Source organism: Lentzea sp. NPDC006480, from assembly GCF_040611995.1.
GTDB lineage: Bacteria > Actinomycetota > Actinomycetes > Mycobacteriales > Pseudonocardiaceae > Lentzea.
Genome location: NZ_JBEXPJ010000025.1, coordinates 36,371 through 56,496 on the forward strand (window position 1 = coordinate 36,371; position 20,126 = coordinate 56,496).

The following is a 20,126-nucleotide window of genomic DNA, read 5'->3' on the forward strand; positions in this document are numbered from 1 at the left end:
ATTCTGCCCGTTGTCCGATTCGACGTGACACCGTGTCCTCATGACCATCGCCGAGGTCGTTCCGTCATTGCTCTCCGGCCTGGACGTTCCGGGTGCCGACAACACCCTGGACCTGCCGTCCGCCCGGCGTGTCGTGCTGCTGCTCGTCGACGGCCTGGGCCACGAGCTGCTGCGCTCGTACGCCGATCACGCGCCGTTCCTCACGAGCCTCTCCGGCCGGGAGACCAACGCCGGGTTCCCGTCGACCACCGCCACCAGCCTCGCCTCGATCGGCACCGGGCTGCTGGCCGGCGAGCACGGCGTCGTCGGGATGTCGTTCGCGGTCGGTGACGAGGTCCTCAACGCGCTGACCTGGTCGCGTGCCGGTGACCACCACCACGACCTGCGCAACGCGCTCGTGCCCGAGGTCGTCCAGCCGCACCCGACGGTGTTCGAGCGGGCCGCGGCGGCCGGCGTGGCGGTCAGCACGGTCGCTCCGCTGAACCAGCGAGCCAGCGGGCTGACCCGGGCCGTGCTGCGCGGATCTTGGTTCCGCGGCGTGGCCGGTTTCGGCGACCTCGCGCTGGGCGCTGTCGCGGCGGTCCAGCAGGACCGCTCGTTCTGCTACGCCTACCACGCGGATCTCGACATGATCGGGCACCTCTACGGGCCGGGTTCGGACGAGTGGCTGCTGCAGCTGGAGTTCGTGGACGCGCTGGCTTCCCGCATCGCTGCCCGAATGCCGGCTGATTCGATGCTCGTGGTGACGGCGGACCACGGCATGATCACCGCGGACGACCGGATCGACTTCGACACCGAACCCCTGTTGTGGGAAGGAGTCCGGGTGATCACCGGTGAACCGCGGGTGCGCTATCTGCACACCGAAAGTGATGAGGTGCTCGCGGTTTGGCGTGATTTCCTGGGGGATCGCGCGGATGTGGTGCGGCGTGAGGAAGCCGTCGACGCGGGCTGGTTCGGCCCGGTCAGCCCGCTGGCGCTCGACCGCATCGGGAATGTTGTCGTGGCAATGAAAAACTCGGCGGTGCTCGTGCGCGGCCAGGCGGAACCCTTGTTCAGCAAGATGAACGGGTTCCACGGGTCCAGAACGAGACAGGAATTGGCGATTCCACTGCTGATTCACGCCTCCTGACGGTCTCAAATGGGCGGTCGCGGGGATTCCGTCGTTATCTTCTGACCGTGACGGAAATCCGGCTGCTCGGACCTCTGGAGGTCTTCGCGGCCAGCGGTGAGCGGGTGCGGATCGGCAGCACGCGGGACCAGAAGGTGCTGGCGGCACTGGCGCTCGCGGGTGGGCGGCTGGTCGCGCTCGACCACCTGGTGGCCGTCGCGTGGGACGTCGATCCTCCTTCCACGGCACGGCATCAGGTGCAGAAGTCGATCGCGTCGCTGCGCGCGCTGCTCGGTGCCGCAGTGATCATCACGGACGGCACGGCCTACCGCGTCGTTGCCGCGGCGGACGTCGCGGCGTTCGACGAACGGGTGCGGTCGGCCGCTGCCCTCGAACCCTCGCAGGCGGCCCGGGAGTTGCGTGCGGCGCTGGAGCTGTGGCGCGGACCGGCGCTCGCCGGACTGGTGAGCTCGGAGCTGCGGGTCGACGCCGACCGGTGGAACGAGCGGCGGATCTCCGTCACCGAGCAGTGTTGTGCCTTGGAGCTCGGGCTGGGGCGGCATCGCGAGCTGGTGCCGGAGATGACGGCTCTGGTGGCCGAGCACCCGTTCCGCGAGGGTCTCGTCGCGTTGCTGATGACCGCGCTGTACCGGTCGGATCGGCAAGCAGATGCGTTGGAGCTGTACCGGGTCACGCACCGGCGGCTGGTCGACGAGCTGGGCGTGGAGCCCGGTCCGGTGCTGCGCGAGGCGCACGACGCGGTTCTCGCGCAGGACGCCGGCGTGGTCCCCGCCGGGCAGGTCGTGCCCCGGCAGCTGCCCGCCGACCTGGTGCGGTTCACCGGCCGGGACGAGCACCTGGTGTCGCTGGACGCGTTGCTGGAGTCCAGCTCGACGGTGGTGATCACGTCGATCGCGGGTGTGGCGGGCGTGGGCAAGACCGCGTTGGCCGTGCATTGGGCGCATCGGGTGAGTGAGTCCTTTCCGGACGGTCAGCTGTACGTGAACCTGCGCGGGTTCGACGACGCGCCGCCGATCACGTCTGCCGAGGCGCTGACGGGGTTTCTGCGGTCGCTGGGCGTCACTCAGGTGCCTGGCGACGAGCTGGAGCAGGCCGCGTTGTACCGGTCGGTGCTGGCGCAGCGGCGGATGCTCGTGCTGCTCGACAACGCTGTCAGCGAGGATCAGGTGCGGCCGTTGCTGCCCGGCAGTCCCGGTTGTGTCGTCGTCGTGACCAGCCGCAACGACCTGCGCGGGCTGATGGCCGTCGACGACGCGCATCGGCTGGAGCTGGATGTCCTGACACCGTCCGAGTCCGCCGCGTTGATCGGGCGGATGCTGGGACCGGCGCGCGCGTCGGCCGAGCCGGAAGCGGTGGCGTCGCTGGCGCGGCTGTGCGGGCATCTTCCGCTGGCGTTGCGGGTCGCGGCGGCGAACCTGGCGGCGTCACGGGACCGCGTGGCCGATGCCGTGGCAGCGCTGGCAGGGGAGGACCGGCTGGCGAAGCTGGCGATCCGCGGTGATCGGCGCGGCGTGGTGTCGGCGGCTTTCGACCTCTCCTACCGCGAGCTGGCGACGGGGCCCGCGCGGTTGTTCCGGCTGCTGGGGTTGTTGCCGCGCACCGACTTCACCGTGCACGCGGCGGCGGCGTTGCTCGGCGAGTCGCTGGCGTCCGCGGGTGCCTGCGTGGCCGCCCTGGAGATCGCGAACCTGGTCGAGCCGCACACGGCGGGCCGCTACCGGTTGCACGACCTGCTGCACCTCTACGCACGTGGTCTCGGCGCGGACTCCGAGGCGAAGCAACGGTTGTACGACTTCTACGTGCTCACCGCCGACGCCGCGCTGGACGTGCTGATGCCGCGGATGCTGCACGCCGAGCGCCCGTCCCGTTCGGTCGAGGCGCAGTCGTTCGGCTGCCGCGAGTCCGCACTGTCCTGGTTGGACAGTGAGCGGGACAGCATGGTGGCGCTGGCGTTGAGCGGGTGCTGGCACCTGGCCGACGCGCTGCGCCGCTATCTGTGGATGCGCAGCGACCATCAGACGGCCGAGATGGTGTCGACGGCGGCCCTGCGCAAGGCCGAGCTGGACGGCGACCTGCTCGGCCAGGCGACGATGGAGTCCGCGATCGGCACCGCGATCATGGGGAACGACGCCGGAATCGCGCTCGGGCACTTCGAGCGGGCGGTCTCGTTGTTCCGCTCGGCCGGCGACCTGGTCGGCGCGCACCGGGCGTTGCACAACCTGGGTGCGTGCCACGTCGTGCGGGGCTACCCGGTGAAGGCGCTGGAGGTCTACCGCGAGGCGTCCGGGCACGAGGTCGGCACCCCGGAGTTCGCGCTGATGATGGTCGTGGTCGGCCCGGCGTTCGTGGCGATCGGCGACCTGCACGAGGCGATGGCGCACTACGACGAGGCGCTCAAGCTCATGCCCGACGACATTCCCGCACTGGGCTGGACGGCCGAGATCGCCCTGGCCCTGGGCGACGTGCCGCGGGCCCGCGAGCTGATCGCCCGCGCCGCCGCCGGGGCCGCGGGCGTCCCGCACTGGGAGCTGTGCGCGCTGCACGACGAATCCCTGCTGCACCTGGACACGGGCGCGTCGGCCGAGGCGATGGCGGTTGCGTTGCGGCTGCGCGACCAGGCTCTGCGCGCGTCCGCGAACTCGCACTACCTGCTGCGCGCGCTCGACGTCATCGGCAACGTGCAGCGCCACGTGGGCCGGCACGACCTGGCGATCGCCTCGCTGACCCGCGCGGTGTCGGTGGCCGTGGACCGCTCACTCGCCTACCAGGAGGCGTGGTCGAGGGTCTCGCTCGCGCGCGCCTTCATCGCCGCCGGGGACTCCGTGGAGGCCGCCCGGCACGCGTACCTGGCGCTGGAACTGGCGGTGGCGCGCGGCTTCCGGGTGATCCACGCCCGCGCGTTGACGACGTTGTCCGTGCTGGGCCAGGAGTCGTTGCTGGCAGAGGCTTTGGAGATCGCGCTGGCCACCGGGCACGTGCTGGCGCAGGCCGAGGCCTGGTTCTTTTCGGGCGAACACGGGCGGGCCGCCCAGATCTTCCAGCGCTGCACCGGATCGGCCGCGCACGCTCCGGCCGGCGTGCTGTCCCTGGAACCTTCTTGTAGTTTCTGCTCGTGACGATCTCCTTGCCCGGTCCCGTCGCCTTCGTGCTCGGCGGCGGAGGAAGCCTCGGCGCGTCGCAGGTCGGGATGCTGCGCGCGTTGCAGGAACACGGCGTGCGCCCCGATCTCGTCGTCGGCACCTCGGTCGGGTCGGTGAACGGGTCGTTGCTCGCGCTGGATCCGGACAAAGCCCCGTCGCGGCTGGCCGTGCTGTGGGAGGGGATGACCCGGCAGCGGGTGTTCCCCGGCGGGCCGATCGCGCAGCTGCGGTCGTTGCGGACCCACAAGACCTACCTGTTCCCGAACACGGGTCTGGCGGACGTGCTGGCCGAGGGACTGGACGGGTGTGCTGACTTCGGGGATCTGGCGCTGCCGTTCGGCGCGGTGTCGGTGGACTGCGTGACGGGGGAGGCCGTCAACATCACCTCGGGTTCGCTGGTCCCGGCGATTCTGGCGAGCGCGGCGATTCCGGGCGTGTACCCGCCGGTCCGGATCGGTGACCGCGTGCTCTACGACGGTGGCGTGCTGGCGAACGTGCCGATCCGGCAGGCGCTGGCGATGGGCGCGCAGTCGTTGGTGGTGCTGGATTGCGCGTTCCCCGGGCATCTGCCGACGGTGCCGGAGACGCTGGCCGAGACGTTGCTGTTCTGGGCGACCCTGGGCATGCGGAACCAGGCCGTGCTGGAGGTGGAGCTGGCGTCGCAGCACGCGCCCGTGCTGTACCTGCCTGGGCCGCCGGTGCAGGCCGTGACGCCGCTGGACTTCTCGCACACCGCCGAGCTGGTCGAGGCCTCGTACGTGGCGTCGGAGGCGTTCCTGACGTCCGTGGAGATCGCCGGGGCTGGTTTGTACGGCCATCCGTCCCACGGCTGAACCAAAGGAGACATCGGCTCATTTGGAGCCTTTTTCGATTCAGTCGAGCGTGTAACTCGGTCATACCTCCGAGGACCTATTGAATTTGGGCGTCTGAGTGGCGTAGACCTTTGCGCGGTAACACCGAGCACGTCTTCCTACCGCCGCAGGAGGCGTCCACCAGGAGGCTGGCTCGTGCGCAAAACACTGCGTCGTCTCGGCGTGTTGATGACCGCCGCTCTACTCGTTGCCGGCGTGAGCACTCCGGCCCAGGCCGAGGTGCTGCATCCGCGGCAGGACTGGCTGCGGGCGTCGACGTCCGGCCTGTTCCTGCACTGGGGGATGCGGACCTCGCCGGGCTACACCAGTTGCAGCGCCTGGGAAGCCGCCGTCACCGGTGGTGGCTGGTCGGCCAAGTACTGGGTGGACGAGGCGAAGAAGCTGCACGCGCAGTACCTGGTGCTGGCGTCGTTCCACTCGCGGCTCGGCTACGCGCGTGCCTGGCCGTCGTCGATTCCGGGCTCCTGCTCGACGAAGCGCGACTTCCTCGGCGAGCTGATCGACGCCGCGTCCGCCGAAGGCCTCAAGGTCATCAACTACATGACCGACGACCCGCAGTGGCACAACGAGGGCGGGCACGAGTGGCTCGACTCGGCCGCGTACTCGAAGTACAAGGGCAAGACGGTCAACCTGCAGGAACGGCCCGGCTTCGGGCAGTTCAGCTACGACAACTTCGTCGAGGTCATGCAGCGGTACCCGAAGCTCGCCGGGTTCTGGATCGACAACGACAACTCCTACTGGGAGCAGAACGGTCTGTACGAGCGGATCCGCAAGGACCGCCCGGACATGGTCCTCAGCAACAACAACGAGGACACGCCGATCATGGACACGATCAGCAACGAGCAGAAGACCGGCATGACGCCCTCGTACGACTACCCGCAGGCGGTCTACACGGCGGCGCCGCGGCTGATCGAGGCGTGCTTCAAGCTGCCTTCCGGCGGTGCGTGGTGGTACTCGGGGTCGAACTCCACCGTCGACTACAAGCTGACTCTGGGCCGGCTGCTCACGAACGCCGGGTCGGACGTCAAGGCGCTGATGGCCGAGACCGCGATGGTCAACGGCAAGTTCCCCTCGAACCAGGCCACGTTCAACAACTTCACCGATTCGTACCTGCGCGACATCTGGGAGTCGATCGGCGGCACGGCCGGCGGCGGGTACCTGAACGGCGGCCTGAAGCCCGGGTTCTGGAACGACGGCGCGCACGGCGTGATGACCGTGTCCAAGGCCAACCCGAACCTCAACTACATCCACGTGATCACCAAGCCGTCCGGGTCCACGCTGAAGGTGCGGGACAACGGCTACAAGGTCTCGCGCGTCACGAACCTGCGCACCGGCGCGGCGGTGTCGTGGGCGCAGTCCGGTGGCACGCTGACGCTTTCCGGTGTGTCGTCGTGGGACCAGTACGACACGGTGTTCAAGGTCGAGACGGCCGGGCGTGAGGGGATCATTCCTCCGTCGTCCTACACGATGAGCGCGTCGGCTTCGGCTTCCGGCCACCCGGCTTCCGCTGCGGCGGACGGCAACTACCAGACCTACTGGGACGCAACGGGTGCGGGCACGGTGTCGCTGCGCTTCGACCTCGGCTCGGCCAAGAAGGTCTCGTACGTGGCGCTGAACCAGCGCGAGGACTCGACGACCTACCCGGCCTCGGGATCCGCGCGCATCAAGAACTACAACGTCTACACGTCCAACGACGGTTCCAACTGGACTTCCGTCAAGTCCGGCTCGTTGCCGAACCACCGCGGCGTGCAGTTCATCGACCTGCCGGCCGGGACCACCGCGCGGCACATCCGCGTCGAGAAGACCTCGACGCAGGGCAAGGCGCAGCTGCGAATCGACGAGGCGTGGCTCGGGTCCTCGTATGCCGGTGGTGGCGGTGGTGAGCCCACGCCCGAGACCCGGTACGAGGCGGAGAACGGCGTCGTCACTCAGGGTGTCGTGGAGTCGAACCACGAAGGCTTCTCCGGCACCGGCTTCGTGAACTACGACAACGTCGCGGGCTCCGCGGTCGAGTTCAAGGTCGTGGCCGAGTCGGCGGGCCCGCGCACCGTGACGCTGCGGTTCGCCAACGGCACCACGGCGAACCGGCCGCTGGACATCTCGGTCAACGGCCAGCTGGCGGTGGACGAGCAGGCGTTCGCGGGCACCGGCGCCTGGACGACCTGGCAGTCGGTGACGGTGACGCTGGATCTGGCGGCGGGGGAGAACACGGTCAGGGCTGTCGCCACGACGGCGAACGGCGGACCGAATCTGGACTACCTGGAGATCTAGCAGCTCAGCGCGCGTTCGATGTTCTGCTCGGCGATTTCCCGCATTGCGTCGCGGTGCGGGAAATCGCCGTCCAGCAAGCGAAGTGGACCTTCCACAAGGGACAGTGTGCGGCCCGTTGGCAGAGGCTCATGCGGTGTGGGCCAAGCCTGAGGCGGACCGGTGTCCGGACCGAGCCGCGGTTCCAGGCGTGTGCGTGTTCACTCGACGCCGAAGGACGTGACGCCCTGGATGTCGTCGAGTTTCGGGCGGGTCGGCGGCGGGCCGGGTGCGCGGGCGTGGTTTGTTGTGGATCATGCCGCTCCTCGCGCGGGCGCGGTCCGTGCATTGCGTTGTGGCACCTCGTTTCGGGCGGTCGTGCTCGGCGGCGTGGGCTCCCGTTGCCGCAGGCTCAGGGCGTTCCTTCCGTTCTCGCTCGTTCCGGTTGTCCGGTGGCGTCCCCTCGCGCCTTCCTTTCGTCGCGGCGAAGACGACCATGATTTCGTGACACGTACTAGACGATGTCAGGGGTGGTTCGGGACGAGGTTCACTCGGCCGAGTGACTCGCCGCCCAGGTCCTCGACGACGATCGTGTCGCGGTCGACCAGCACGAGGCGCGGCACGCACGCTCCGGCCTCGGACAGCGCGGTGTGCGCGGTCAGGAAGAGGTCGCGCCCGCTCGGGTTGCCGAACAACGGGTCGTGCTCGTGCGTCGGCCAATAGTCCTCGGACGCGCGCCACACATAGGCGATGCCCGTGGTGCCGTTGGAGAGCGTCAGCCGGTAGACGCCCTTCTTGCTGCCGCCGTGCAGGCGAGCCACGTCGCGCAGTTCATGTCCGTATGCCGCTCATGTCCGTACGCCGCCTGTGCGATACCGGCGAGGTCGGCGACCCCCCAGATGTGCCACGCTCCGGAACGTTGGCGAGGGGCGCATGAAGACAGTGCCAACACTCGACGGGCGGGCGGACACGAACAGGTATGACGACCGAAGACGACCGCGCGCTGTGGTCGCAGGCCGCTGGGGGTAGTGCCCACGCCTTCGGAGTGCTGTTCGATCGGCACGCGAAGGCGGTCTACAACCACTGCTTCCGGCTGACCGCGTCCTGGGCCGAGGCCGAGGACCACCTGCAGGCCACCTTTCTGCTCGCCTGGCGCAAGCGGGCTGACGTGCGGCTGGAGCGCGAGTCGGCGTTGCCGTGGCTGTTCACGGTGGCGACGAACGTGGTGCGCAACGAGCAGCGTTCCCTGACCAGGCGGCTCAAGAACCTGCGGCGGGTGGGGGAGGAGCGACCGATGCCGGATCACGCCGACCAGGTCGCGGAACGACTCGACGACCAGCAGCGGATGAAGGAGCTGCTCGAAGCCGTGGAGGGGTTGCCGCGCAACGAACGTGAGGCGCTCGCGCTGTGCGTGTGGTCGGAGGTGTCGTACGCCGATGCCGCCGCGGTGCTGGGCATCACCGAGGGCAGCGTCCGGGCGCGGGTCAGCAAGGCCAAGTCGAAGCTCCAGCAGCACCGCGAGCTCGTGCACACCGTCGCGCATTCCGGGGAGGACCGATGACCAGCATGCTTCCGCCCACTCGCGACCTGCCGCCGGGCCGCCGGCCGCAGATCCGCGCCGAGCTCGAACGCGCGGTCACCCGTCGCAGGTTCAGCAAGCTCACCGTCCCGATCCTCGCCGCGACCGCCGCGGTGCTCGCCGTGGTCGCGGGCGTGGTGGTCCTGCGGCCGGGACCGACGGATCCGACGCCGCTCGTCCAGATCACGTCGCCGGCTCCGGCCTCCGCCTCGGTGGACTTCGGGGTGCCGCCGGAGACCGTCGCGGCGATCGAGGAAGGGTGTGCGAAGGGGGGTGGGGTCGCCAAGGCGACGCTCCGCCTATTGGTGCTCGAAGAGCCCCAGTGGGCGTTGCTCTACACCGACCGCGAGGGACTGAACTGCCGCATCGGTGCCGGACGCGACGGGTACAGCGTCGGCATGGTGAAGGGTGACATGGGGTGGCTGGCGGGGCACTTCTCGGTCGACGAGATGAGCTCCACCGCGGGCAGCGACGCTCCGGGCGCCCAGCACAGCGAGGTGGGGAAGCGCGGTTTCCACCAGGTCGGCGGGCGCGTCAGCGAGAGGGTCGCGCGGGTGACGCTCAGCGCCGACAACTTCGTCGTTGACGCCAAGGTCGTCAACGGCACCTATGCCGCGCGGATCTACTACCCGTCGACGTGGCGTTTCCCGGAGAACGGCCCGTCGCCCGTCGTCCGGGCCTACGACGCGGCGGGGAACCTGCTCGGCAGCAGCGACACGTCGTGGCAGACGTGCTACGAGAACCCGCGGACCGGCGAGCTCGTCGGCAGCGTCCGGCAGCATCCGACGGACCAGTGCCAGCCCGCCCTGCCCTGGAAGTGACACCGCCAACGGACGCTACCGACCGGTTGGTCCAACCGACATACTGGTTGGTATGACGACTGTGGCGAACTTCGGCGGCACCAGCCACTACGCGGACCTCGACGGGCCCGTGCACTGGGTCGACTTCGGCGGACCGGACGACGGACCGAGGATGGTCCTGGTGCACGGGCTCGGCGGCTCGCACCTCAACTGGGCGTTGCTGGCGCCGTTGCTCGCCCAGCGGGCACGGGTCGTGGCGGTCGACCTGGCCGGGCACGGGCTGACGAACCCCGAGGGCCGCAAGACCACGGTCCAGGCCAACGCGGGGCTGCTCGGGCGGTTCCTCAAGGAGGTCGTGAAGGAGCCGGTCGTCCTGGTCGGCAACTCGATGGGCGGGATGATCTCCCTGTTCCACACCGCCTACCAGCCCGAGCTGGTCAGGGGCCTGGTGCTGGTGGATCCCGCGCTGCCGATGGTGTTCGGGACGCGGCCGGACCCGACGATGCTGAGCACGTTCTTCATGTACTCGGTGCCGGGCCTGGGCGAGCGGTTCCTGGCCAAGGCCAAGACCGTCCCGGCCCGCCGCCAGGTCGAACGCCTGCTGGAGCTGGTGTGCGCGGACCCGTCCGGCATCCCCGAGGAGCTCAAGCAGGCGAGCGAGCACCTCATCGGCGAGCGGGCCAAGGTCGACGGGCTGGACGCGGCGTTCCTCGCGGCCGCGCGCAGCACCGTGTTCACGACGTCGAAGCGCGGCGCCTACTACGCGGCGATGGCGAAGCTGCGGGTGCCGGTGTTCCTGATGAGCGGCGACCGGGACCGGCTGGTCAACGTGGCCGCCGCCCGGTACGTGGCCAGGAGGCACCCGCACTGGCGCTACGACGAGTACGCGGGCGTCGGTCACGTGCCCCAGATGGAGATCCCCGAGGTCGTGTCCGAGCGGGTCCTGGCCTGGATGGACGCCAACCGCTTGAGCACCGACGCCAGCTGACCGAGCGTGAGCCGCTCCCGCAGCACGGGGGCGGCTCCGGTCAGCACGAAATGGTCAGAATGCTGCTCCACGCCGGTCAGCTGGATGCCGCGCGGCAGCTCCGGCACGGCGAACACCCGAGCGGGCAGCCACTTGTGCAGCTTGACGTGCAGCTCGGAACCGACCAACCGGACGGTCAACGGGAACCAACTGACCGGTTGTAACTCCGGAATGTCGGAAAGGTTCACTTCGACGCGGAACTCGACCGGCGACGACACCAGCGTCGCCGGCGGGTTCACGTGGACGTCCCGGCACACGACGGTCGCGCGGCGAGCACGCCAGCGCGACCACCGCACGTTCTCCAGCTCGATGCGGACGTCGTCGACCTGGCCGAGCGCCAGTCCGAGGGCGCCCAGCCGTGCGTCGAGTCCTACTACGGTCAGGTGCAGGTCGTGCGCACCCGCCTGAACCGTCAGATCGTGTCTCAGGCCTTGGTCTCCGGCTTCACACCGTTGGTCGCCGCCTTGGCAGGAGCCTTCACGGCACGTGGCTTGGGAGCGGGCTTCGAAGCAGCCTTCACAGCAGCGGGCTTCGGAGCGGCTGCTTCAGCCTTCTCCTCGGCTTCCGCGGCCAGCGCGACCATCTCGTCGAACCCGGCGCGGATGCCGTCGGCGAGCAGCTGCACGTCCGGCACGCCGTCGAAGTCCGCGTTGATGCCGAACGTGAACTTGTCCAGGTAGGAGAAGATGCCGACGGTGATCCGGATCGTCGACGCGATCGGCACGTACGGGAACATCTCCACCAGCGGGCGGCCGAGCATGTAGAGCGGGATCCGCGGGCCGGGCACGTTCGTGGTGACCGTCTGCAGGATCTGCTGCGGGAACCGCATCGCGGTGCGCGAACCCAGCGCCATCAACGTCGGCGCGGCGAAGTTCGACAGGTTCGTGATCACGTCCGCACCGGCGGCCTGACGCGAGCTCTTCAGGTCGTCCATCTGCGCGCGGATCGACGCGAGGCGCTTCACCGGGTCGGACTCGCCCACTGGCAGGTTCACCAGAACAGCGCTGACGCGGTTGTTCAGCTCGTTGTGCTGGTCGGCCTTGCGCATCGACACCGGCACCATGGTCCGCACGACCATGCCCTCGGTCAGCTCGCCGCGCTTCTCCAGCAGATCCCGGAAACCACGCGTGATGGCGGTGAGGATGACGTCGTTGACCGTGCCACCGGCGGCAGACCGCACCTTCTTGATCTCGGCCAGGTTCGCGCGCGCCCACACCCAGCGGCGGTGTGGCCCGATAGGACCGTTCAACGAGGTCGCCGCACGCGTGACCAGACGCCGCGCGGTACCGGGAAGAGAACTGAGAACGGTCTTGCCGAAGTCGAGGATCTCGTTGAGCGACCGCATGTTGCGCGCGATGGCGGGCAACGCGGAGAGGTGCTGCACGGGCGTCACGACGGCGTCGCGCACCCCGTCGACCACGAGGTCGAGCGTCGAGGGCGTCGGCGTGGGCTTCCACTCCTTCGGCTCGGGCAGCGCGGTCTCCTGCTTGAAGTCCAGCAGGAGCTGCAACATGTCCGATCCGGACACTCCGTCGATCATGCAGTGGTGGACCTTGGAGATGATGGCCCAGCGGCCGCCTTCGAGGCCTTCGACGAGCCAGGCCTCCCACAGCGGCTTCTTGTCGTCGAGCTTCTGCGCGAAGATCCGGCCCGCGAGGTTGCGCAGCTGGTCCTCACCGCCCGGCGACGGCACCGCGGTGTGCCGCACGTGGTAGAGGATGTTGAAGTGGTCGTCGTCGACCCAGACCGGACGCCCCACGTGGAACGGCAGGGCCTTCACCTTCTGCCGATAGCGCGGCACCTGGTCCAGCCGTGACACGAAGAGGCGGATCACGTCGCCGTATGACGGCGCCGGGCCGTCGAAAACCAGGACCGAGCCCACGTGCATCGGCACGTTCTCGTCCTCGATGAAGTAGAAGCCTGCGTCCAGTGAGCTCATCCGATCCACTTGAAAAATGGTAGAGGAGCTTTCCTTCTGAATCGACGTCCATGCAGGTGAGAGGCACTGCACACGTGTGAGGTTGCCAACGTGTTACCTGGACGTGGCGAATCGAGACTCGAAAGTACTGGCGAAAAGATCGTTCACGAAACATCATGGACTCACTGGGCAACGTGGCCCAGGGCGCCGGCTCGGGGTTGTCGACGTGTGGGGAGGCTCCTATGTCTGCCGTACCTTCAGACGAAGTCTTCGACTTTGCTGCTCCTGCTTCTCCCCTGCACCTCGTCAGAGGAAGCGCGCCGGGACTGTTCTGGTACCTCACCGAGCCCACCCGCTGCGCCCTGGACGTCGGCGAGTTCGTCGCCACCCGGTCGATGCTGCGCGGTGCGCCGGCGGGTGACGGTCACCCGGTTCTGGTGTTTCCCGGCCTCGGAGCCGCTGACTCGTCCACGGTGATGTTGCGCCGCTTTCTGTCCGGTTTGGGCTATCAGGTCAACCCGTGGGGCCTGGGCCGCAACATCGGCCCGACGCGCAAGGCCGTCGACGGCATGCACGCGTTGGTGAAGAAGGTTTCTGACGCTTACGGCGGCCCGGTATCCATCGTGGGCTGGTCGCTCGGCGGGATCTTCGCGCGCGAGATGGCGCGCGACCACCCGCACCGCGTGCGTCAGGTGATCACCATGGGTTCGCCGTACAACATGTCGGATCCCGTGCAGTCACGGGCGATGCCGGCGTTCGCGTTGTTCTCGCGCCTGCACATCCCGAAGGACGAGTTCCCGCCGGTGGAGTCGACGCGGCCGCCGATCCCGGTGCCCGCCACGTCGATCTACTCCAAGACGGACGGCATCGTCTCGTGGGAGTCGTGCGTCGAGGAACCCGGAGCGCGGCGGGAGAACGTCCAGGTGTCGTCGTCACACCTGGGATATGGCTTCAACTCCAGCGTTCTGTGGGTCGTGGCTGACCGGCTGGCGCAGGCGGAGGGCACGTGGGCACCCTTCGCCGCGCCGCCCGGGATGGCGCGCCTGTACCCGCGGGCTGCCTGATCTTGAGGAAGGGAGCTTTCCCGAACCCCAGGTTCGGGAAAGCTCCCTTCCTCAAGCACTCGAACGGGTTACTTGGTCATCGGTTTGCCGTTCGCGGTGACGTTGGTGAACTTCAGGCCGTCGACGTTCTTGACGGTGTTGGTGGTGGAGCTGACGGTGAACTTGGAGTCCTTCAGCTCCAGCCCCTTCACGTGTTCCTGCGAGAGGCCGGACACGTCGAGCACCTTGGACGCCTTGGTGCTGCTGCAGTTCGAGATGGAGAACGGGCCGAACTTCGGCACGTTGTTGCCCGTCTGCGAGTTGTAGGTCGTTGTGACGTAGACGAACGAGCGCTCGAACACGCCGGACACGCTGTCCAGGTTGATGTTCTGGCTGAAGCCGCCGCGCTTGGTGTTCGACTTGACGTACAGCGCGAACTTGGTGGCGCCGACGCAGTTCAGCTTGTAGCCGTAGACGTTGCGGATGCCGCCGGTCTGCTCGGAGCCGCACGTGATGGCGCCCCAGTTGCCGTTCATGCGGCAGTTGACGACGACGAGGTTCTGGCACGGCACGTTGACGCGGCGGCCGTCCTCGTCGCGGCCCGACTTGATGGCCACGTTGTCGTCGTGCGCACCCAGGTCGCTGTTGGCGATCACGATGTGGTCGCACGACTCCGGGTCGCACGCGTCGGTGTTGCTGGACGCGGTCGACGGGTCGGTGTGCACGTCGTCGACCGTGACGTTCTTGCAGAGCGTGGGGTGGAGCTGCCAGAACTTGGGGTTCTTCAGCGTGACGCCCTGGATCAGCACGGTGTCGCACGAGTACGGCTCGATGAACGTCGAGCGCATGTTCTTGCCGGAACCGGGAACCACGCGCTTCTCGGGCGGGGTTCCCTTGGCCACCAACGACTCCAGGTACGCGCGGTCGCTGCCCTTGTTCCACGAGCCGGTGGCGCCCGCGTCGAGCGTGCCCTTGCCGGTGAGTGCGATGTTGTTCTGCTGGTGGGCGTAGACCATGGGGGAGCGGTTCATGCACTCGATGCCCTCGTAGCGCGTCAGCACCGTCGGGAACTTCGAGGCGTCGCCGGAGAACTTGATGAGCACGCCGTCTTCCAGGTGGAAGTCGACGTTGCTCAGCAGGTGGATCGCGCCCGTCACGTAGGTGCCCTTGGGGACGATCACGTGGCCGCCGCCGGCCGCGTTGCAGGCGGCGATGGCCTTCTTGAAGGCTTCGGTGTTGTCGGTCTTGTTGTCGCCCTTGGCGCCGTACGCGGTCGCGTCGAAGTTCTTGTCGGGGAACGACGGGAGCTTCGTGTTCCGCACGATCTCGTTGGCCGCGGGCCAGGGCAGTTCCGGGATCGCAGCTGAGTGTGCGATCGGGGCCGCGAGTGCCGTTCGGGCCAGTACCGGCGTGGCGATGGCGGCCACGACGGAGGCTTTCATCAGCAGTCGGCGGTTGATCCTGCCGTCCATTCGACGTCCTCTTCCACAGTGAAGGCAACGTTGAGCGGCGGCGTGTTACTGAAAAGACTGTAAACGTTTGCGGTCTGGGTCACAACAGCCGGAAGGCGGCGAGCGCCAGGCGGATCCGTCCGACGTCCGACACGTCGAGGACCTTGCCGATCTGGTCGAGGCGGCGGGACACGCTGCTGTGGTGCAGGTGGAGGAGGTCGGCGGCTTTGCGGAGCGAGCCGGTGGCGGAGTAGGCGTCCAACGTTTCGAGGTCTTCCGCCGGCAGATCGGAGATGGCTGCGACGTCGGCGTTCGCACGCAGGACGGCTTCGGGGAGGTGGGCGAGCAGCGCCAGCGCTCCCAAATCGAGGTAGTGGACGACCGGGGCGCGCGGCGTGGTGAAGCGGAGCGCGGTCTGGGCTTCGCGCCATGACTGGGCGGGACAGCTCGCGGTGCCGATGCCCGCGCGGACGCCGTCGGGGAAGTCGCCGAGCTTGGTGGCCAGGATGGCGCCGACACCTGCGATCTCCGCCGCTTTGACCAGGCGGGAGGGGCAGGCGAGGGCGGCCAGGCGGTCCAGGGGGAGGGAGGAGCGGACGGCGGCGACCTGGACGGGTTGATCGGGTGGGAAACCCAGCAGGCGCAAGGCTCGGGCGCGACCGGCTTCGTCGCTGTCTGAGCTGAGGACGAGCTCGACCAGGGCGGGGTCGGCCATGGTGGTGCGGGCGGGGCCATAGCGCTCGACGACGGCAGCGGTGGCGATGGCGAGGCGGTCGAGCAGCACCTCATCGAGGTGGTGCGGCAGGTCAGGGCGTTCCAGCCAGACCAGGCCGATCTCTTCTTCGTCGAGCGTGATCGTGGCGGTCGACGAGGGTGTGGTCGCGGGCTCGGGCGCGGGGGTGCCGGCGGGCGACATGCGGATCACGCGACCCGTGCTGTGCAGGCGGATGCCCGCGACGCACTCCGCGAGGCCCGCCGAAGCCCGTGCCAGCGCGGGGAGATCGACGCGGCGGCGCATCAGGGTGTCGTAGAACATGACGACGCGGATCGCGCCCTCGACGTGCGAGTCGAGGTTCGACAGCCGGGTCGCGAGCGCCTCCATGCCGACGACGATAGCGACGATCGGCGCGCCACCGGGCCGGATTGCGCGACGCGCGTCGGCTGAACGACGCCCCGAACCCCGCGAGGATCTACGGCATGGATCCCGAGTTGGAAGCGTTCGTACCGTTCTTCCCGAAGGCCGACCTGACCGACGTCGAGCAGGAACGCCAGATTCTCGCCGAGCTGGCCGCGGGCATCCCGGCTGAGACCGAGGGCATGGAGGTCGAGGACCTGCTGGTGTCCGGCGTGCCCGTCCGGATCTACCGGCCGCACGCCGCGCACGGCACGGTCGTCTGGATGCACGGCGGCGGCTGGTGCATGGGCGATGTCGTGACCGAGCATCCGTGGGCGTCCCGGGTCGCCGCGCGAAGCAATGCGACGGTGATCTCGGTGGGCTATCGGCTCGCGCCCGAGCACCCGTTCCCGGCCGCGCTGGACGACGCCTGGACGGTGCTGCGGTGGGCGCACGAGAACTGCGCCGACCCGGACCTGATCGCGGTCGCCGGGCACAGCGCGGGCGGTGGGCTGGCGGCGGCGCTGGCGTTGAGGAGCCGCGACGAGCAGGGACCACCGATCCGGTTCCAGCTGCTGCATCAGCCGGGGCTCGACGACCGGCTGACCACGTGGTCGGCGCGGCACTTCACCGAGACGCCCTGGTACAACCGCGCCAAGGCCGGTCAGGCGTGGGCGCATTACCTGGGTGGGCAGCCCGCGACGCCGTATGCGGCACCAGCGCGTGCCGAGGACCTGTCGGATCTGCCGCCCGCCTACATCGCGAGCGCCGAGTTCTGCCCGAACCGCGACGAGGACATCGCCTACGCGGTGCGGCTCATGCAGTCGGACGTCCAGGTCGAGCTGCACCAGTGGCCGGGCACGTTCCACGGTTCACAGGCGCTGCTGTCGGCGGACGTGTCGCAACGCCAGTTCGCGGAGATCGGTGACGTGCTGCGGAGGGCGCTGACATGAGAGCCGAGCTGGAGGCGATTCACCGGGCCGGAGTTCCTGGTGTGTGGGCGGAAGTGCGGGACGAGCGCGGGGTGTGGCAGGGCGCCGCGGGGGACGCGTCGCCGGGCATGCGGCACCGGATCGGCAGTGTCACCAAGACGTTCACGGCCGCCGCGATCATGTTGCTGGTGGAACGCGGGAAGATCGAGCTGGACACGCCGGTGCACGGCGATGCCACGGTCCGGATGCTGCTGAACATGACCAGCGGGCTCGCGGACTACCGGTTCCTCGCGTTCCCGTCGCTGCTGGAGGGTTCGGCGCGAAGCCTGGACGACAACCAGTTCCGGCACTTCTACCCGCGCGAGCTGATCAAACTGGGCGTCGACGCACCGCGGGTGGAGCCGGGCGTCTACTCCAACACCGGATATCTGTTGCTGGGGCGGCTGATCGAGCGGGTCACGTCGATGACGGCCGAGCGGTGGATCACGCGGAACGTCGTCGAACGGGCCGGGCTGCGCAACACGATGTTCCCGACCGGCTCGCGGATCGAGGGACCGCACGCGCCGATGTACGAGGCTCTGTTCGGGCTGCTCGACCCGCCGCGCGACTACAGCGTCTACGACATGTCGTGGGTCGGCGTGTCGGCGTCGCTGATCTCGACGATGGAGGACCTCAACACGTTCTTCGCGGCTCTGCTCGACGGCAAGATCGTGTCGCGGGAGTCGCTGGGCGAGATGCGGAGGACCGGCCCGGTGGTGGCTTTCGACGGCTCGACGGTCGAGTACGGGCTGGGCCTGCACCGGCACGGCGACTTCTGGGGCCACGACGGGTCCGTGTGGGGCGCGGGCACGTGGTCGTTCCACCGTGCGGACGGCAAGCGACAGGTGTCGCTCGCCGTCAACCTTCAACGCTGGCAAAACCCCGCGATCGACGAGGCTCTCCAGGCCTTTCAGCGGAAGGCGTTGCGCGTGTAGGTCAGGCTGAAGCTGCCCTTGTTGGAGAAGTACTTGTCGACCAGCAACGCCGGGTCGGTCGCCATGAAGCCCCGGTAGATCGCCCCGTCGTCGTGGTCGTCCCAGCCCCACGCCGTGTTGGCCGCGTTGTCCTTGCCGTTGTCGCCGCGGAACGTGCCGAACGACGCGTACGTCTCGGAGTTGTTGCGGCGGGCCCACATCCCGTTCGCCGCGAGCGTGTCCACCAGGCGGTAGTTGACGTTCCGGTCGTTGCCGCCCGACGGGACCTCGCCGGTGGCGGCGGGGTAGTAGACGACACCGTCGCCGCCGGGGAAGTTGTTGCCGTCCCAGCGGTAGAGGCCGTGGCCCTTGGCTTCCTGGCGGGTGGTGGGACGGCCGTTCTGCAGGAGCAGTGTGCCGTCGATGGTCTCGGCGCCGTTCTGGAACGTCGACCCGGCCGGTACGTAGGAGTAGAAGTCGCTGTGCGCCACCGTGACCGCGGCTTCGAGCCGGCCGAACCCGCTGTCCTTGCGGACGGTCAGCAGCACGCCCTCCATGTCGTTCTCGTGGGTGGTGGTGCCGGACGGGTCTGGCTGGTCGTCCCAGTCGCGCGGGTGGAAGAAGCTGTAGACGAGGAACCAGTGCGTCGACGTCTCCACGACCGAGTAGTAGGCGGCGCCGGTGAGCTTGCTGAGCTGGGTCTGGTTCTCCCAGTTGTTCAGGGTGTTCCAGTCGCCGTCGAAGTCCACAGTGGACAGGTAGTCGGCGTCGTAGTCGGAGGAGTCGGTGTCCTGGTAGTGGACCGGCGCCCAGTGGAACGCCAGGTCGTAGTCCGTCACGGCATGGGCGGGTGCGGCGGTCGCGGTGATGAGAGCGATGGCCAGCAGGGTGGCGCGGATCGTTTTCACGGCGCCGGAGGCTAGCTGTAGATGGTGACCGTCAGCCTGGGGTTTGAGCGAAAATCAATCGACTCGTAGGCAACGCGCGCGAGTGGCATCGACCCCGCCGCGGCCGTCAGGGTCGTCTCGATCTCGTTGCGCTCGTCCTCGGTCAGGTACGCCCAGAACGAGCTGTGCCAGATCACCGTGTACGTGCCGCGCTCGTCGGGCGGGACGAGGTTCTCCCTGAGCCACCGTCCGGCCGGCGACCGGGCGACCTTCACGCCCACCTTCGCGGCCAGCTCGATGGCGTCGTCGAGGTCCCACCGCAGCGAGTCGTGCTCGGGCGGGATGAACGAGTGCAGGATCATCGCGTGCTTGGGATCGGACGGGTCGCGTGGTTGCAGGTCGCAGCCCGCGCGGTCGACGATCTCCAGCTCGGGCGGCTGCGGACCGACAGCGGCGAGCCTGACGGGCGAGTCCTTCTCACCCCACTCCCAGCCGAGGCCGAACCAGCGGTAGCGGTCGAGGATGAGGTTCAGTCCCGCGCAGGCGCCCAGTTCGAGGAGTCTCACCTTCGGCGCGCCGATCATGGTGAGGCCCCTCAGGAGGAAGCCCGCGGTCTTGGGCTGGTGCTGCTGGACCGTCCGGTCGAGCGCGGCCAGGATCTCGCCGGCGTTCTCGACGATCGCTCTTCTCGCCGCCAGCCACGCGAGCAGCGCCGTGGAGTCGGACTCGCCGGCCATCGCGGCGGCGTGCGCGCTCGCGAACCGCTGACTCAGCTCGGGAGCTTTTCCTGACAGCATCAGCAACCGCACACCCGCGAGCGCCTGGATGCCGAACAGCGGGCTGTGCACGGCGCTGTGCGAACAGAGCAGGTCGGCCACCGGTCCGCCCCGGTCGAGCTCGCTCGCCAGTTCCGAGAGGATGCGCGCCGAGACGGGCGCACTGGTGCGCAACCGCACCGCGAACGTGCGGAGGGTGGAGGCACCGATGCCGGCCGCGGTCACACTTCCCTCCCTTCTTCGGCAAGGGACTTTACA

The 20,126-nt window shown here is 68.7% G+C and carries 17 protein-coding genes; 10 read left to right on the plus strand and 7 right to left on the minus strand.

Annotated features, from left to right (window positions below; all coding sequences use genetic code 11):
- Window positions 1–40: 40 nt before the first annotated feature.
- The 4 genes from ABZX92_RS13085 to ABZX92_RS13100 all read left to right on the plus strand — a co-directional run bounded on the left by ABZX92_RS13085 (window position 41) and on the right by ABZX92_RS13100 (window position 7,412).
- Window positions 41–1,129 carry an alkaline phosphatase family protein gene (locus ABZX92_RS13085; RefSeq protein ID WP_355557620.1) on the plus strand — a complete coding sequence of 363 codons (1,089 nt, stop codon included), beginning with the start codon at window positions 41–43 and terminating at the stop codon, window positions 1,127–1,129.
- A 47-nt stretch (window positions 1,130–1,176) separates the two neighbouring features.
- A complete protein-coding gene (locus ABZX92_RS13090; protein ID WP_355557623.1) occupies window positions 1,177–4,245 on the plus strand; it encodes a BTAD domain-containing putative transcriptional regulator in 3,069 nt (1,022 codons plus the stop codon).
- The gene (locus ABZX92_RS13095) at window positions 4,236–5,102 is read left to right on the plus strand and encodes a patatin-like phospholipase family protein (RefSeq protein ID WP_355557710.1); all 867 of its coding nucleotides are present in this window, start codon (window positions 4,236–4,238) and stop codon (window positions 5,100–5,102) included. The genes ABZX92_RS13090 and ABZX92_RS13095 overlap by 10 nt, the downstream gene beginning before the upstream one ends.
- Window positions 5,103–5,309: 207 nt before the next feature.
- A complete protein-coding gene (locus ABZX92_RS13100; RefSeq protein ID WP_355557713.1) occupies window positions 5,310–7,412 on the plus strand; it encodes a discoidin domain-containing protein in 2,103 nt (700 codons plus the stop codon).
- A 500-nt stretch (window positions 7,413–7,912) separates the two neighbouring features.
- Here the strand turns inward: ABZX92_RS13100 and ABZX92_RS13105 are convergent, their stop codons facing one another.
- Window positions 7,913–8,209, minus strand: coding sequence for a hypothetical protein (locus tag ABZX92_RS13105; protein WP_355557626.1), 297 nt, complete (start codon window positions 8,207–8,209; stop codon window positions 7,913–7,915).
- 158 nt (window positions 8,210–8,367) lie between these two features.
- Between ABZX92_RS13105 and ABZX92_RS13110 the strand changes: the two genes are divergently transcribed.
- From ABZX92_RS13110 to ABZX92_RS13120, 3 genes are read left to right on the plus strand one after another with little or no spacing between them, the layout of a single operon-like run.
- A complete protein-coding gene (locus ABZX92_RS13110; protein WP_355557629.1) occupies window positions 8,368–8,949 on the plus strand; it encodes an RNA polymerase sigma factor in 582 nt (193 codons plus the stop codon).
- Entirely contained in the window at window positions 8,946–9,788 is an 843-nt protein-coding gene (locus ABZX92_RS13115) for a hypothetical protein (protein ID WP_355557632.1), read from the plus strand. Before ABZX92_RS13110 ends, ABZX92_RS13115 begins: the two co-directional genes overlap by 4 nt.
- A gap of 52 nt (window positions 9,789–9,840) precedes the next feature.
- The gene (locus ABZX92_RS13120) at window positions 9,841–10,755 is read left to right on the plus strand and encodes an alpha/beta hydrolase (protein WP_355557634.1); all 915 of its coding nucleotides are present in this window, start codon (window positions 9,841–9,843) and stop codon (window positions 10,753–10,755) included.
- On the opposite strand, the gene ABZX92_RS13125 is transcribed toward ABZX92_RS13120, so the two are convergent.
- Both ABZX92_RS13125 and ABZX92_RS13130 read right to left on the minus strand, forming a co-directional pair.
- Window positions 10,665–11,090: a hypothetical protein gene (locus ABZX92_RS13125; protein WP_355557637.1), complete on the minus strand. Its 426-nt coding sequence runs from the start codon at window positions 11,088–11,090 to the stop codon at window positions 10,665–10,667. The genes ABZX92_RS13120 and ABZX92_RS13125 overlap by 91 nt on opposite strands.
- A 128-nt stretch (window positions 11,091–11,218) precedes the next feature.
- Window positions 11,219–12,733: a wax ester/triacylglycerol synthase family O-acyltransferase gene (locus ABZX92_RS13130; protein WP_355557716.1), complete on the minus strand. Its 1,515-nt coding sequence runs from the start codon at window positions 12,731–12,733 to the stop codon at window positions 11,219–11,221.
- Window positions 12,734–12,954: 221 nt separating this feature from the next.
- Between ABZX92_RS13130 and ABZX92_RS13135 the strand changes: the two genes are divergently transcribed.
- Window positions 12,955–13,776, plus strand: a complete 822-nt coding sequence (locus ABZX92_RS13135) for an alpha/beta fold hydrolase (protein WP_355557640.1) — start codon at window positions 12,955–12,957, stop codon at window positions 13,774–13,776.
- A 68-nt stretch (window positions 13,777–13,844) separates the two neighbouring features.
- Here the strand turns inward: ABZX92_RS13135 and ABZX92_RS13140 are convergent, their stop codons facing one another.
- Both ABZX92_RS13140 and ABZX92_RS13145 read right to left on the minus strand, forming a co-directional pair.
- Entirely contained in the window at window positions 13,845–15,227 is a 1,383-nt protein-coding gene (locus ABZX92_RS13140) for a glycoside hydrolase family 28 protein (RefSeq protein WP_355557643.1), read from the minus strand.
- A gap of 79 nt (window positions 15,228–15,306) precedes the next feature.
- Entirely contained in the window at window positions 15,307–16,308 is a 1,002-nt protein-coding gene (locus ABZX92_RS13145; protein ID WP_355557645.1) for a helix-turn-helix domain-containing protein, read from the minus strand.
- A gap of 95 nt (window positions 16,309–16,403) precedes the next feature.
- On the opposite strand from ABZX92_RS13145, the gene ABZX92_RS13150 reads away from it, so the two are divergent.
- Window positions 16,404–17,273, plus strand: a complete 870-nt coding sequence (locus ABZX92_RS13150) for an alpha/beta hydrolase (protein WP_355557647.1) — start codon at window positions 16,404–16,406, stop codon at window positions 17,271–17,273.
- A complete protein-coding gene (locus tag ABZX92_RS13155) occupies window positions 17,270–18,226 on the plus strand; it encodes a serine hydrolase domain-containing protein (protein WP_355557650.1) in 957 nt (318 codons plus the stop codon). Before ABZX92_RS13150 ends, ABZX92_RS13155 begins: the two co-directional genes overlap by 4 nt.
- On the opposite strand, the gene ABZX92_RS13160 is transcribed toward ABZX92_RS13155, so the two are convergent.
- Window positions 18,202–19,113 (minus strand): hypothetical protein, encoded by a 912-nt coding sequence (locus tag ABZX92_RS13160; RefSeq protein WP_355557653.1) that lies wholly within the window; start codon window positions 19,111–19,113, stop codon window positions 18,202–18,204. The two genes, ABZX92_RS13155 and ABZX92_RS13160, sit on opposite strands and share 25 nt — an antisense overlap.
- 11 nt (window positions 19,114–19,124) lie before the next feature.
- Window positions 19,125–20,093, minus strand: coding sequence for a DUF2332 family protein (locus ABZX92_RS13165; protein ID WP_355557656.1), 969 nt, complete (start codon window positions 20,091–20,093; stop codon window positions 19,125–19,127).
- Between the last annotated feature and the right edge of the window lie 33 nt (window positions 20,094–20,126).